This window comes from Sphingomonas sp. GW821-FHT02B09, from assembly GCF_059421875.1.
In genome coordinates this window covers 540005-554196 of sequence record NZ_JBWKVV010000001.1, presented here as the reverse complement: position 1 = coordinate 554196, position 14192 = coordinate 540005, and the positions used below count along the sequence as shown (strand labels likewise).

The window sequence follows — 14192 nt, the reverse complement described above, 5'->3', positions numbered from 1 at the left end:
GCCGAAACGGACACATGATGGAGGTACAATGACCGATTTCGCCGATATGGTCGAAGGCTATCGCCGGTTCCGCGCCAAGGGCTGGACCGAACAGCGCGAGCGCTGGAGCCAGCTCAGCCAGGGCCAGGACCCCAAGGTGATGGTGGTCGCCTGTTCGGACAGCCGCGTCGACCCGATGCAGATCTTCGACGTCGCGCCGGGCGAGATCTTCACGGTGCGCAATGTCGCCAACCTCGTGCCGCCGTTCGAGACGAGCAAGGGCTATCACGGCGTTTCGGCCGCGGTGGAATTCGCGGTGACGCAGCTCGAGGTGCCCGAGGTGGTGGTGATGGGCCACGCCTCGTGCGGCGGTTGCGCCGCGGCGCTGTCGGGCGGGTTCAAGGACAGCAAGCCGGGCGAAGGCGGCTTCATCTCCGACTGGGTCGGACTGCTCGACGATGCGCGCGACAAGGTGAAGGCGGAGTTCGGCGACGGCGCCGATGCGAAGCGCGAACTGGAGCATGAAGCGGTGCGGGTCAGCATCGCCAACCTGCGCACCTTCCCGTTCGTCGCGGACCGCGAGGCCGCGGGCACGCTCAAGCTGCGCGGGGCGTATTTCGCGATCGCCGACGGCCAGCTGCACGTGATGGACGACGACGGAGTGTTCGCACCGGCGTGACGAGGTGATCCGGTCCGCCCCCAAAAAAGGGGGGTGACCGCGCAGCGGTGACGGAGGGGAGGATAGGACGGAGCGCTATAACAGGGCTGCCGCCCTTTCCTCCCCCTCCACCATTCGGCTTTCGCCGAACGGTCCCCCTCCCCCTGGCGGGGGAGGACTTTGCCGATCACATATTCGCGTGGGCGCGATGCAACGCCTAATTCCTCCCCCGCAAGGGGGAGGTGGCGCGCCGAAGGCGTGACGGAGGGGGAGGATGGGGTGAAGCTTTCTAATCAGGCGCCCGCCCTTTCCTGCCCCTCTGTCAGCGCTCTGCGCTGACACCTCCCCCTAGCGGGGAGGATTTATAAGGCGCGCGCGTAGATGAAGTCGTCGCACAGCGTCGCGCCGACCCGGTATTGGCGGCGGCCGGCGATCGCGAAGCCCTGTCGTTCGTAGAAGCGCCGCGCGCGATCGTTGCCGCCGTAGACGCCGAGGAGCAGGCGGGTCCTGCCCATCGCCCGCGCGTCGTCGACCGCGCGCGCCATCAGCGCCTGCCCGAGGCCCGAGCCATAAGCGGCCGGCAGCGTGTAGATGCGGCGGAGTTCGATATCGCCCGCATCGATCGTCAGCGGAAGATCGGGCGTGGTGAGCAACGTATAGCCGACCGGCGCGGCGCCATCGGGATGCTCGGCGAGCGTCACCACGCTGGCCGGATCGTTCGTCCATGCGGCGAAGCGCGCGGCCGAACTGTTCTTCGCGACATGCGCGACGATGTCGGCACCGTCGAGGATGCCGGCGAAGGTGGTGAGAAAGCTTGCGGCCGCCACCAGTGCGACCGCGGGCGCATCCTCCGGGGACGCGCGCCGCAGCCGCCAGGTCATCAGCCGACGATCTCTTCGGGCTTGAAGAAATAGGCGATCTCGATCTCGGCATTCTCGTCCGAATCCGAGCCGTGCACGCTGTTCGCCTCGATCGACTCGGCGAGTTCCTTGCGGATCGTGCCGGGCTCGGCGTTCGCCGGATTGGTCGCGCCCATGATGTCGCGGTTGCGCTGCATGGCATTCTCGCCCTCGAGCACCTGCACGACGACCGGACCGGAGATCATGAAGCTGACGAGGTCGTTGAAGAACGGACGCTCGCGGTGGACGGCGTAGAAGCCCTCGGCCTGCTCGCGGGTCATCTGGATGCGCTTGGACGCGACGACGCGCAGGCCGGCCTCTTCGAGCATCTTGGTGACCGCACCGGTCAGGTTGCGGCGGGTGGCATCGGGCTTGATGATCGAAAAGGTACGGTTCGCGGCCATGATGGTCACGGGCTCCTGTCTTGAACGGGCGGAAAGTGGCGCCGCCCTAGTCGGGGGGCGCCGGCTTTGCAACCGCTTCGGCGGGGCCGGGAAACCAGCGCCGGACCGCGACCTAGGCCGCCTGTTCCCAGCGGCCGGCGTCATTCTGTTTCCAATAGCGCCGCTCGACGCCGTCGCGACCGCCGAGCGCGCGCCACGCGTCGCGCGCCGGGCGGATGAACTCGTCTTCGAAGACATGGAAGGCGCGGTCGAAGTCGAGCGCGGCGTCGCGCCATTCGCCGTCGACCAGCGCGACGTAGCGGGCGCCGTTCGCGGCGCGAACCTCGGGTGCGATGAGGATCGGCTGGCGGGCGTCGTCGCCGGCGCCGAGTTGGGCGTGCGGCAGGAAGCTGTCGGGCCGATAGACCCAGAGCAACCGGTCGAGTTCGGCGCGCTGCTCGTCGCGGGCGCTGACGATCAGCAGCCGGTTGCCGGTCTCGACCACCTTCGCGGCGATCTGCGGCAGCGCGCGGTCGAGCGGGGTTGCGGTGAGATGGTAGAAGTCGACCTGCATCGGGGCGAGGTAGCGTGGCGGTGCGGCGACGTCACCCCTCGTGGTGACGCGTGGGTCGGTGCGGTCGGTGGTTGGGGGGGGGGGCTACGGCGGTCGCTTTCAAATGCGCTTCGTCACCCCGGGCATGCCCCGGGGTCCCGCTTCTACCGACGATAGGGAGAAGCGGGATGCCGGATCAGGTCCGGCATGACGGGGCGTGTGAGGACGGTCGCGCCGTCCCGATCAGCGATCTGCACCAGCTCTGCCCCTCCCGTGCAGGAAGGGGCGCAACGGCGGTCAGGCTTCGAAATGATCGGCGATGGCGCGGTCGAGGAGGCGGACGCCGTAGCCGGTGGCGCCCTTGTCGTAGGTGGCGCCGGCCTTGTCGCTCCACACCATGCCGGCGATGTCGAGATGCGCCCAGGCGACGCCCTCGTCGACGAAGCGCTGGATGAACTGCGCCGCGGTGATCGAGCCGGCGCCGCGCGGGCCGACGTTCTTCATGTCGGCGATCGGCGAGTCGATCAGCTTGTTGTAGGCGTCCGACAACGGGAAGCGCCACAATTTGTCGCCGGTCGCGAGGCCGGCGGCGAGCAGCGTGTCGGCGAGGCCGTCGTCATTGGCGAAGACGCCGCCATATTCGTTGCCGAGGCTGACGATCATCGCGCCGGTCAGCGTGGCGAGATCGATGATCGTCTTCGGGCGGAAGGTCTTCTGCGTCCAGGTGATCGCGTCGGCGAGCACCAGCCGGCCCTCGGCATCGGTGTTGAGGATCTCGATCGTCTGCCCCGACATCGAGGTGACGACGTCGCCGGGACGCTGCGCATTGCCGTCGGGCATGTTCTCGACGAGGCCCATCACGCCGACGACGTTGAGCTTCGCCTTACGCGCGGCGAGCGCCTTCATCGTGCCGGCGACCGCACCGGCGCCGCCCATGTCCCACTTCATGTCCTCCATGCCCGCGCCGGGCTTGAGCGAGATGCCGCCGGTGTCGAAGGTCACGCCCTTGCCGACCAGCGCGAGCGACGGATCGCCCTCGCCCGCCCCGTTCCACTTGAGCGCGAGGATGCGCGCCTCGCGCACCGAGCCCTGGCTGACGCCGAGCAGCGCACCCATGCCGAGTTCGGCCATCTCCGCCTCGTCGACGGTGATGATCTCTAGGCCCAAGCCCTCGACGCTGGCGCGTACCTGTTCGACGAAGCTTTCGGGATAGAGGATGTTGGGCGGCGCGGCGACGAGGTTGCGGGTGAGGTCGAGGCCCTGGGTGACCGCATACTGCGCCGCCCAGGCGGCGTCGGTGTCGGCGGGGGCGCCGACGATGGTCAGCGTGGCGAGCGTCGGCTTCTGCTTTTCGGGCAGCTTGGTGCGATATTGGTCGAAGCGCCACGCGCGCTGCGCGGCGGCGGCGGCGAAGCGCGCGGCGGCCTTCGCGGTCGGGCTGGCGGCCGACAGGTCGGCGGTCACGTCGGTGGCGCCGGAGGTGAGCAATCTGGCGACGAGCGCGCCGCCCGCTTTCTCCCAATCCGCCTCGCCATTGGCGCCGACGCCGAGCAGCAGCACCTGGCGCGTGGCGTCGCCCTCGGCGACGAACAGCTCGACGATCGCGCCGGCCTCGCCGTCGAAGCGCGCGGCGCGGGCCGCGGCGGTGGCGAGCGCCTGATGCCCGTCGCCGAGCCCCGCCCAGCTGGCGCGGCCGGCGAGATCCTTCTCGATCGGCAGCGCGAGGATCGCAGGGGCGGTGGAAGCGGCGGACGAGAAGGCGATCTGCATATAGGGTGACTTCCTGGGACGAGAACAGGCGCATGATCTAAGGTCGCCGGGCGGCAAGCACAACGATTGCAGCGCCGCGCGGGTGATGCGATAGGCGGGCGTGGGTGCGGCACCGTTCAGGGCGGGGCCGGCCACGCCGAAAGGGTATTCGGATAATCGTGTTGCGTTTCGACCTTATGGCCGGCTGTGCGCTCGCCGCGGCCCTTCTCGTCGCACCGGCGGCGGCGCAGGACCTGCAGAACCGCCCGGTCGCGCCGCCACCGGCGAGCGATCCCGCCTTGGCGACGCCCGCCGGCGACGATCAGGTGCAGTTCAGCGCCGGCAGTCTCGACTATGACAGCAATGCCGACATGGTCACCGCGCTCGACGAGGTGCGGATGTTCCGCCAGGGCGACCGGCTGCGCGCCGACAAGGTGGTGTGGAACCGCAAGACCGGCAAGGTCGTCGCGACCGGCAACATCGCGGTCACCAATCCGCAGGGCGACGTCGCCTACGGCGATTCGATCGAGCTGACCGATTCGCTGAAGGACGGGGTCGTCCAGAACATGCTGGTCGTGCTCGAACAGGGCGGCCGGATGGCGGCGGAGCGCGGCACGCGCCGCACCGACGGCTCGATGCAGCTCGACAAGGCCGCATATACGCCGTGCGCGGTGCAGACCTCCGAAGGCTGCCCGAAGACGCCGTCGTGGCAGATCACCGCAGTGCGGATCACCTATCGGCCCGATCGCGAGCGCGTCTATTTCGGTGGCGGCCAGTTCCACCTGTTCGGATTGCCAGCGCTCCCCCTGCCCGCTTTCTCGATGCCGGTCGGCGGCGGTTCGGAAAGCGGCCTGCTCGCGCCCGACCTCCAGCTCGACCGGGTCAACGGCCTCGAACTGGTGACGCCTTATTATTTCCGGCTGGCGCCCAACAAGGGGCTGACGCTCACCCCGCACGTCTTCTCCGCGGTGCTGCCGATGATGCAGGCGCGCTACGAGGCGCTCGGCACCAATGGCGCCTTCCAGGTGACCGGTTACGTCACCGAGAGCCGGCGCAGCGACGATCTCAACACCGTGACGCCGACCGATACCGAGCGCGCGTTCCGCGGCTATATCGACGGTATCGCACGCTACCAATTGACCCCCAATTGGAGCGTCAGCGGATCGGCGCGCATCGCCAGCGACCGCACCTTCCTGCGCCGCTACGACATCTCGCGCGACGACCGGCTGCGCACCACCGCCTCGCTCGAGCGGATCGATCCCAACACCTATTTCGCGCTGACCGGCTGGTACATCCAGACGCTGCGGGTCAACGATCCGCAGGGCAACCAGCCGATCGCGCTGCCCGAGATGGACTTCCGCAAGCGGATCGATCTCGCCGGCGGCAAATTGCAGTTGCAGGCGAACACGCTGGCGATCACCCGCACCGAGGGACAGGACACGCAGCGCGCGTTCGTCGCCGGGCAATGGGACCTGCGGCGGCTGACCAACTGGGGCCAGGAGGTGACGTTCACCGCCTACGCCCGCGCCGACGCCTACAACACGCACAATTCGCTGCTGACGACGGTCGCCAGCTATCGCGGCATCGACGGCTTTCAGGCGCGCGCGATCGGCGCGCTGGCGGCGGACATCAAATGGCCGTTCGTCGGCGAGTTCCTCGGCGGCACGCAGCGGCTGACGCCGCGGTTGCAGATCGTCGCCAGCCCCAAGGTCGCCAATCTCGACGTGCCCAACGAGGATGCGCGGGCGGTCGACCTGGAGGATTCGAACCTGTTCGCGCTCAACCGCTTCGCCGGCTACGACCGGTGGGAGGACAGCAGCCGCGCCACCTATGGCGCGGAATGGGCGGTGGCGGTGCCCGGCGTGACCTTCGACACGGTGATCGGCCAGAGCTATCGCCTGTCGGAGCGGCCGACGATCCTGCCGAGCGGTACCGGGCTGAGCGACCGTTTCTCCGATTTCGTCGGGCGCACGACGCTGCGCATCCGCGACTTCGTCTCGATCATCCACCGCTACCGGCTCGACAAGGACGGCCTGGCGGTGCGCCGCAACGAGGTGGATGCGACGATCGGCTCGCGCTCGACCTATGTCCTCGCCGGTTATCTGCGGCTCAACCGCAACATCTTCCCGGCGATCGAGGATCTCCAGGATCGAGAGGAGGTGCGGCTCGCCGGCCGCGTGCAGTTCGCGCGCTTCTGGTCGGTGTTCGGCTCGACCGTCATCGACCTCACCGACCGCAGCGAGGACCCGCAGTCGCTGTCCGACGGCTTCGATCCGATCCGCCATCGGCTCGGCGTCCAATATGAGGACGATTGCCTGCGGCTCGGCATGACGTGGCGGCGCGATTATCAGGATACCGGCGACGCGCGCTCGGGCAACAGCTTCCTGTTGACGCTGGCCTTGACCAACCTCGGTCGCTAAGCCGCAGTTCAGATGGATCGGGGCATGACCGGAACAGGCGTGGTGCCCGATGCGCGACGCCGAGCTTTGGGGTAACGGAAGAACGTGACGCAGAACAATCGACGCAGCGCCCGGATCGGTCGCACCATGAGCTGGCTCGCGCTGGCGGCGATCGCCACCGGCGCGGTCGCGCAGACGGTGCCCGACCAGCAGGTGCCCGAGACCAACCTCAACATCCCCACCAATCTGCAGATTTTCGGCAAGCTCGACCCCAACGTGCGCAAGCCGACCGCGATCGTCAACGACACGGTCATCACCGGTACCGACGTCGACCAGCGGCTGGCGCTCACCGTCTTCAACAACGGCGGCCGCGGCCCGGCGGCGGAGCAGGTCGACGAGTTCAAGTTGCAGATCCTGCGCCAGCTGATCGACGAGACGCTGGAGATCCAGGAGGCGAAGACCGCCGAGATCACCGTCACCGCGGCCGAGCTCGACCAGAGCGAGGCGGGTCTCGCCAAGCGGTTCAACATGACCGTGCCGCAATTGCGCGTCGCGCTGCGCAAGGCCGGATCGTCGGAGCGGTCGCTGCGCCGTGCGATCGAGGGCGAGCTCGCCTGGAGCCGCTATCTGCGCCGCAAGATCGAGCCGTTCGTCAACGTCGGCGACGAAGAGGTGAGCGCGATCCAGAAGCGGATCGAGGCATCGCGCGGCACCGAGGAATATAATCTGCGCGAGATCTACCTGAGCGCGAACGACGCGAACCGCGCCGAGGTGTTCGCCAAGGCCAAGCAGATCATCGGCGAGATCCAGAAGGCGCAGCAGCCGTTCGAGCTGTTCGCGCGCAACTATTCGGAAGCGTCGACGCGCGGCGTCGGCGGCGATCTCGGCTGGATCCGGCTGGTGACGCTGCCGCAGCCGCTCGCCGATGCGGCGCAGCAGATGCAGGTCGGCCAGGTCGCCGGCCCGATCGAGACGCCGGGCGGCTTCTCGATCCTTTATCTCACCGACAAGCGCACGATCGGTGCCGCCGACCCGCGCGATGCGCGGCTCAGCCTGAAGCAGCTTACCGTCGGCTTCCCCGCCGGCACGACGCAGGCGCAGGCGCAGGTGCGCGCCGCGACCTTCGCCAAGACGGTCCAGTCGATCCAGGGCTGCGGCACGGTCGAGAAGGTCGCCGCGACGATCGGAGCCGAGGTGGTCGACAACGATTCGGTCCGCATCCGCGACCTGCCGCCGCAGTTGCAGGAGATCCTGCTCAAGCTGCAGGTCGGTCAGGCGACCCCGCCGTTCGGCTCGCCGACCGAGGGCGTGCGCGCGCTGGTGCTCTGCGGTCGCGACGATGCGCAGCAATCGGCGGTGCCGGGTGCGGCGCAGATCCAGGGCCAGCTCGAACAGCAGCGCGTCAACCTGCGCGCGCAGAGCAAGCTGCGCGATCTGCGCCGCGACGCGGTCATCGAGTATCGTTGACATGAGCCAGGCGCCGCTCGCGATCACGATGGGCGATCCCGCCGGGATCGGACCGGAGATCGTCGCCAAGAGCTGGGCGGTGCGGGCGCTGCGCAGCCTGCCGCAGTTCGCGCTCGTCGGCGATCCCGCGGCGGTGCGGCGGGTGTGGAGCGGGCCGGTCGAGGCGATCGACGATCTCGATGAGGCCGCGGCGGTGTTCGACCGTGCGCTGCCGGTGCTGGCGGTCGGCGATGCCGGACCGGTGACGCCGGGCGCGCCCGAGGTCGGCGGGGCGAAGGCGGCCTTGCAGGCGCTGGAACGGTCGATCGCACTGGTCCGCAGCGGCGCCGCGCGGGCGCTGGTCACCGGTCCGGTATCCAAGGCGCAATTGTACGGCATCGGCTTCAACCATCCCGGCCAGACCGAATTCGTCGCCGAACGCTGCGGCATCGCCGCGGAGGATGCGGTGATGATGCTTGCCGGGCCGAGCCTGCGCGTCGTGCCGATCACCGTCCACGTGCCGCTGGCGCAAGTGCCGTCGTTGCTGTCGGTCGAGCTGATCGTCGCCAAGGGCCGCGCCACGGCGCTGGGGCTGACCCGCGATTTCGGGATCGCCGCGCCGCGGCTCGCCTTCGCCGGGCTCAACCCGCATGCCGGCGAAGGTGGTGCGATCGGGCGCGAGGAGATCGACATCCTCGCACCGGCGATTGCGCAGCTGCGTGACGAGGGGATCGACGCGACCGGGCCGTTCCCCGCCGATACGCTGTTCCACGCGCGGGCCCGCGCCGGCTATGACGCGGTGCTCTGCTGCTACCACGATCAGGCTTTGGTGCCGATCAAGACGCTGCATTTCGACGAGGGCGTCAACATCACTCTTGGCCTGCCGATCGTGCGGACCTCGCCCGATCACGGCACCGCCTTCGGCATCGCCGGCCGCGACGAGGCGCATCCCGGCGCGATGATCGCGGCGATCGCGCTGGCGGGTCAGGCGGCGGACCGGCGCGCGCGGGCATGACCGACGCACCCGCGGGCGGCAAGCTGCCGCCCCTGCGCGAGGTGATCGCACGCTACGGGCTCAACGCCAGCAAGGCGCTGGGCCAGAATTTCCTGTTCGACGGCCAGTTGCTGGCACGGATCGCGGCGGTGCCGGGAGATCTCGATGGCGCGGAGGTGCTCGAGGTCGGGCCGGGGCCCGGCGGGTTGACCCGCGCGCTGCTGGCGGCGGGGGCGAACGTCACCGCAATCGAGCGCGACCGGCGCTGCATCCCGGCGCTGGCGGAATTGGGCGAGGCCTATCCCGGCAAGCTGCGCGTGATCGAGGGCGACGCGCTGGCAGTGGATGCGCCGGCGCTGTTCGCCGGGCGGCCGCATATCGTCTCCAATCTGCCGTATAACGTCGGCACCGCGCTGCTGGTCGGCTGGCTGACCGCGGCGTGGCAGCCGTGGTGGCAGTCATGCACGCTGATGTTCCAGAAGGAGGTTGCCGAGCGGATCGTCGCTACGGCGAACGACGACGCCTACGGGCGGCTGGCGGTGCTGAGCCAATGGCGCTCGTCGGCGCGGATCGCGATGCCGGTGCACCGCTCGGCTTTCACCCCGCCGCCCAAGGTGATGTCTGCCGTGGTGCATATCGTGCCGGGCGAGGCGCCGGAGGGGGTCGAGGTGCGCGTGCTGGAGCGGATCACCGCGGCGGCGTTCGGCCAGCGACGCAAGATGCTGCGGCAGAGCCTGAAGGGCGTGCCGGGGGCTTTGGCCGGGCTGGAGCAGATCGGGATCGATCCGACGCGACGGGCGGAAACGGTGGGCGTCGACGAATTCGTCGCGCTGGCGCGGGTGGTGGGCGGCGCGAGTTGAGCCTAGAGGCCCAACGCGTGCCACACCGAGCCTCTCCTATGGCTGCGGTATGAGGCTTGATCGGTTCCCTAATTAGATCCGTCACCCCGGACTTGTTCCGGGGTCCACCGGGCCGCAGGAGAACGGTGTCCGCTCAAGCCTTTCTCCTCGCCGCGGAGTGGACCCCGGAACAAGTCCGGGGTGACGAGGTGGGTTTGGAACACGAGGGACTCACACTAACAACCATATGCGGTCCCCCGCCCCGTGCCGGGCGTTTATTCCTTCGGCGCGGTCGGCTTGGTTTCGGTCTGCGCGGTGGTGACCGGCGGTCCCTTGGCGATCGCCGCGGCGAGCTGGTTCGCCTCCGGGCAGCCGGCCTTGCAGAGCGTGCGGATCTTGGCGAGATTGGTCTTGGCGATCGCCACCGCGCCCTTGGCGACCAGCGCCTCGCCCTGCCCGCGCAACGCGACGACGTCATTGGGTTCGAGCGTCAGCGCCTCGCGGTACAAGCGGATCGCCTTGCCGGGCAGGCCACGGCTCTCAGCGACCTCGGCAAGCGTGACGAACGCCTGACGGTTGCGCGGATCGACCGCCACGGCGGTCTCGAGCAGGTCGGTCGCGCCGTCGAGATTGCCGGCCGCTTTGGCGGCGCGGCCCTGCGCCAGCAATTGCAGCGAGCGCGCGTCGATCTGGTCGTCGGGTCGCTGGCCGCTGAGCGAGGTCGAGACACAGACGAGGGTCAGCGCAGCGGCAAGAGCGACGGACGTAACGCGCATGAAGGTCTCCACTGGGGGCACGGCTGCCGGATTAGCAGGGGCGGGTCAGCCGCGCGACAAAAAAGCCGTCGGTGTCGTCGCTTGCCGGATCGAGCCGATAGCCCGATCCGCGCGGCGTGCCGGCGGGCAGGTCGAGCGGCGCGGCGGTCCAGCCGGGATGATCGGCGAGGAAGGCGTCGACCTGATCCATGCCCTCGGCATCGAGCAGCGAACAGGTGATATAGACCAGAGCGCCGCCGGGCCGGACCAGCGCCGCGCCGACGGCGAGGACGTGCCGTTGCTGCGCGGCAAAACCGGCGAGCCGGTCTGGGGTCAGCCGCCAGCGCGCCTCGGGATTGCGCCGCCACGTGCCCGTGCCCGAGCAGGGCGCGTCGATCAGCACGCAATCGGCGGCGTCCTGCCAGTCGGCGAGCGCCTCGGCTTCCCGCCGGGGGTCGAGCAGCCGCGTCTCGACGATGGTCACGCCGGCCCTGGCGGCGCGGGGCGCGAGGCGCGACAGGCGGCCGCGGTCGATATCGGCGGCGAGAATCTGCCCCTCGTTGCGCATCGCCGCGGCGAGCGCGAGCGTCTTGCCGCCGCCGCCGGCGCAGAGATCGACGATCCGCTGGCCGGGCTGCGCCAGCGCGGCGAGGCTGACGATCTGGCTGCCGGCGTCCTGCACCTCGGCCTGACCGGCGAGCGTGTCGATATTGGTGCCGGCGGGCAGCCGCAGCGCGTCGGGCAGACCGGGGATCGGTGTGCCGCCGAGCCGTTCGGCGAGCGTCGCCGGATCGGCGAGCAGGCGGTTGACGCGCACGTCGAGCGGGGCGCGACCGATCAACGCCGCCTGCTGCTCGGCGCCGATCCCCGAGGCGGCGAGCGCATCGGCGAGCCAGGCGGGCATGACGCCGCCGGCGGCCGCGCCCTCGCCGGCGGCGATCGGTGCGGGGCCGTGCGTCGAGCCGTCGAAGGTGGCGGCGATCACCGCGTCGTCGGCGGCGACCGCGAGCAGCGCGGCACGGCCCGAGGCGGGCACTTCGCCGGCGCGGCGGATCGCGGCATAGACGAGCTCGCGCACCGCGCGGCGGTCCTTCGACCCGGCGTAGCGGCGGGTGGCGAAATAGCGCGCGATGAGCGTGTCGGCGGCGGCGCCACCGCCGCGCGCCGCGGCGATGACCGCGTCGAGCAACTCGATCGCGGCCTGGGTGCGGGCGGCGGGGGTCACTTAGCGGGTCGGGTAATTGGGGGCTTCCCGCGTGATGGTGACGTCATGGACGTGGCTTTCCTTGAGGCCCGCGCCAGTGATCTGGACGAATTGCGCGCGCTTCTGCAGATCGGGGATCGTCGCCGAGCCGGTATAGCCCATCGCCGCCTTGATGCCGCCGACGAGCTGGTGGATGACGTCGCGCGCCGGCCCCTTATAGGCGACCTGCCCCTCGATCCCCTCGGGGACCAGCTTCATCTGGTCCTTGATGTCGCCCTGGAAATAGCGGTCGGCCGAGCCGCGGCCCATCGCGCCGACCGAGCCCATGCCGCGATAGCTCTTATAGGCGCGGCCCTGATACAGGAACGTCTCGCCCGGCGCCTCCTCGGTGCCGGCGAGCAGCGAGCCGACCATGCACGTCGAGGCGCCCGCCGCCAGCGCCTTGGCGAGGTCGCCCGAGGTGCGCAGGCCGCCGTCGGCGATCACCGGCACGCCGTGCTTGGCAGCGGCTTCGGCGCAATCCATCACCGCGGTGAGCTGCGGCACGCCGACGCCGGCGACGACGCGGGTGGTGCAGATCGAGCCCGGGCCGATGCCGACCTTGATGCCGTCGGCGCCGGCGTCGATCAGCGCGCGCGTCGCCTCGCCCGTCGCGACGTTGCCGGCGACGACCTGCACCGAGTTGGAGAGCTTCTTCACCCGCTCGACGGCGCGCGCGACGTCGCGATTGTGGCCGTGCGCGGTGTCGATGACGATCAGGTCGCATTCGGCGTCGACCAGCGCCTCGGTCCGTTCGAACCCCTTGTCGCCGACGGTGGTCGCAGAGGCGACGCGCAGCCGGCCGGAGGCGTCCTTGGTCGCGGTGGGATAGGTCACCGCCTTCTCGATGTCCTTGACGGTGATGAGGCCGACGCAGCGATAGGCCTCGTCGACCACCAGCAGTTTCTCGATGCGGCGCTGGTGGAGCAGCACGCGCGCCTCCTCCTGCCCGACGTCGGTCGAGACGGTGGCGAGATTGTCGTGCGTCATCAGCTCGGCGACCGGCTGTTTGGGATCGCCGGCGAAGCGGACGTCGCGGTTGGTGAGGATGCCGACGAGCTTGCCGTCGCGCTCGACCACGGGGATGCCGCTGATCTTGTGGTGCGCCATCAGCGCCTGCGCCTCGCCCAGCGTCGCGGTCGGCGCGATCGTGATCGGATTGACCACCATGCCCGATTCGAACCGCTTGACCTGGCGCACCGCGGCGACCTGTTCCTCGATCGACAGGTTGCGGTGGAGCACGCCGATGCCGCCCAATTGCGCCATGACGATCGCCATGTCCGCCTCGGTCACCGTATCCATCGCCGAGGACAGGATCGGGATGTTGAGCGCGATGCCGCGCGTCAGCTGCGTGCGCGTGTCGGCGGTGCTCGGCAGGATGTCCGACTCGCCGGGTACGAGCAGAACGTCGTCGAAGGTGAGGCCGAGCCGGATGTCCAAGGTGCCGTTTCCTCGCGGGAGGGATAAGTGGCGGGCCATGTAACCGCAGCGCAGCATCTGCGCTAGAGGGCGGCGAGATGCGCCGTGACGTATTCCGTCACCACGCCGACCAGCGAGCCGCCGAAACGCGGGTTGAGTTCGAGGACGCGCAAGGCGCCCTCCTCCCATTTGTAGTTGAAGCAGCAGGTGCCCTCATAGCCGAGCGCTTCGAGGATCGCGGTGCAAGGGCCGAGCGCCGGGCCGGGATCGGCGGGGGTGATGCTCGCCGGGCGATCGACCGCGCCGCGGACGCCGAGCGACTGGCCCATGTCGTAGCGATAGGCGACCTGGAAGCGGATCGCGCCGCCGACGCGGAGCAGGTGGAGGACGTATTCGTCGGCACCGGCGACCGCGCGCTGGCGGAAGACGTCGGGATGATCGCTGCCGTCATCCTCGCCGGGACCGCGGATCATCGCGCAGCCGAAGCCGAAATCGCCGCGCCGGGTCTTGCGGATATAGGGATAGCCGGTCGGCCGCGCGCCAAGCAGCGTGGGCACGGTGTCGCCGAAACCGTGATCGATCAGCCAGAGGTTGAGCGCCAGTTTGTCGTCGCACAGCGCGACGAGGTCGGCGGTCGGGAGCACCGTGCGGCCGCCACGCGCGCCCTCGATCTGTTCGACGCGCAACGGCACGACGAGATCGAAGCGCGACAGGTCGACCGCGTCGAAGGGGGCGAAGCTCGCCTCGTACCGATGATGATCGATATGGCGGGCGATCGCGGGCATCTGTGTGGAATGGTTGCCGAAAAGAATGCGCTGCATGGTGACCTTTGTCGGACGTCGAGCTGTGCTAGGATCGTGCAACGGCGCAGGGATT

Annotated in this window: 13 protein-coding genes; 5 read left to right on the top strand and 8 right to left on the bottom strand. The window is 69.5% G+C overall.

The genetic code is table 11. The features are described 5' to 3' along the window. Positions 1-28 precede the first annotated feature (28 nt). On the top strand, positions 29-658 hold the full coding sequence (locus AC07U4_RS02480; RefSeq protein WP_137897305.1) for a carbonic anhydrase: 630 nt from the start codon (positions 29-31) through the stop codon (positions 656-658). A gap of 341 nt (positions 659-999) precedes the next feature. Here AC07U4_RS02480 and AC07U4_RS02475 read toward each other — a convergent pair whose 3' ends face one another. From AC07U4_RS02475 to AC07U4_RS02460, 4 genes are all read right to left on the bottom strand, one after another. Then, complete coding sequence (locus AC07U4_RS02475; RefSeq protein ID WP_495194319.1) at positions 1000-1518, bottom strand: GNAT family N-acetyltransferase; 519 nt, start codon at positions 1516-1518, stop codon at positions 1000-1002. Beyond that, positions 1518-1940, bottom strand: coding sequence for a nucleoside-diphosphate kinase (gene ndk / locus AC07U4_RS02470; RefSeq protein WP_038659321.1), 423 nt, complete (start codon positions 1938-1940; stop codon positions 1518-1520). Before ndk ends, AC07U4_RS02475 begins: the two co-directional genes overlap by 1 nt. 112 nt (positions 1941-2052) lie before the next feature. Then, on the bottom strand, positions 2053-2493 hold the full coding sequence (locus AC07U4_RS02465) for a DNA polymerase III subunit chi (RefSeq protein WP_495180230.1): 441 nt from the start codon (positions 2491-2493) through the stop codon (positions 2053-2055). A gap of 276 nt (positions 2494-2769) precedes the next feature. Continuing rightward, positions 2770-4242, bottom strand: a complete 1473-nt coding sequence (locus AC07U4_RS02460; RefSeq protein WP_495194318.1) for a leucyl aminopeptidase — start codon at positions 4240-4242, stop codon at positions 2770-2772. 176 nt (positions 4243-4418) lie between these two features. On the opposite strand from AC07U4_RS02460, the gene AC07U4_RS02455 reads away from it, so the two are divergent. The 4 genes from AC07U4_RS02455 to rsmA all read left to right on the top strand — a co-directional run bounded on the left by AC07U4_RS02455 (position 4419) and on the right by rsmA (position 9920). Continuing rightward, positions 4419-6641 (top strand): LPS-assembly protein LptD, encoded by a 2223-nt coding sequence (locus AC07U4_RS02455; protein WP_495194999.1) that lies wholly within the window; start codon positions 4419-4421, stop codon positions 6639-6641. A 126-nt stretch (positions 6642-6767) separates the two neighbouring features. Further along, positions 6768-8087, top strand: a complete 1320-nt coding sequence (locus AC07U4_RS02450; RefSeq protein WP_245640824.1) for a peptidylprolyl isomerase — start codon at positions 6768-6770, stop codon at positions 8085-8087. A gap of 1 nt (position 8088) precedes the next feature. Then, positions 8089-9081 carry a 4-hydroxythreonine-4-phosphate dehydrogenase PdxA gene (gene pdxA / locus AC07U4_RS02445; protein ID WP_081974315.1) on the top strand — a complete coding sequence of 331 codons (993 nt, stop codon included), beginning with the start codon at positions 8089-8091 and terminating at the stop codon, positions 9079-9081. Then, on the top strand, positions 9078-9920 hold the full coding sequence (gene rsmA, locus AC07U4_RS02440; RefSeq protein WP_495194317.1) for a 16S rRNA (adenine(1518)-N(6)/adenine(1519)-N(6))-dimethyltransferase RsmA: 843 nt from the start codon (positions 9078-9080) through the stop codon (positions 9918-9920). Before pdxA ends, rsmA begins: the two co-directional genes overlap by 4 nt. Before the next feature lie 254 nt (positions 9921-10174). Here the strand turns inward: rsmA and AC07U4_RS02435 are convergent, their stop codons facing one another. The 4 genes from AC07U4_RS02435 to AC07U4_RS02420 form a co-directional block, all read right to left on the bottom strand. Further along, positions 10175-10675, bottom strand: coding sequence for a tetratricopeptide repeat protein (locus tag AC07U4_RS02435; RefSeq protein WP_137897298.1), 501 nt, complete (start codon positions 10673-10675; stop codon positions 10175-10177). Positions 10676-10706: 31 nt separating this feature from the next. Next, positions 10707-11879, bottom strand: a complete 1173-nt coding sequence (locus AC07U4_RS02430; protein ID WP_495194316.1) for an RsmB/NOP family class I SAM-dependent RNA methyltransferase — start codon at positions 11877-11879, stop codon at positions 10707-10709. Next, positions 11880-13337: an IMP dehydrogenase gene (gene guaB / locus AC07U4_RS02425; RefSeq protein WP_038659300.1), complete on the bottom strand. Its 1458-nt coding sequence runs from the start codon at positions 13335-13337 to the stop codon at positions 11880-11882. It abuts the gene before it with no gap. A gap of 62 nt (positions 13338-13399) precedes the next feature. After that, positions 13400-14137, bottom strand: a complete 738-nt coding sequence (locus tag AC07U4_RS02420) for an ATP-grasp domain-containing protein (RefSeq protein ID WP_495194315.1) — start codon at positions 14135-14137, stop codon at positions 13400-13402. Between the last annotated feature and the right edge of the window lie 55 nt (positions 14138-14192).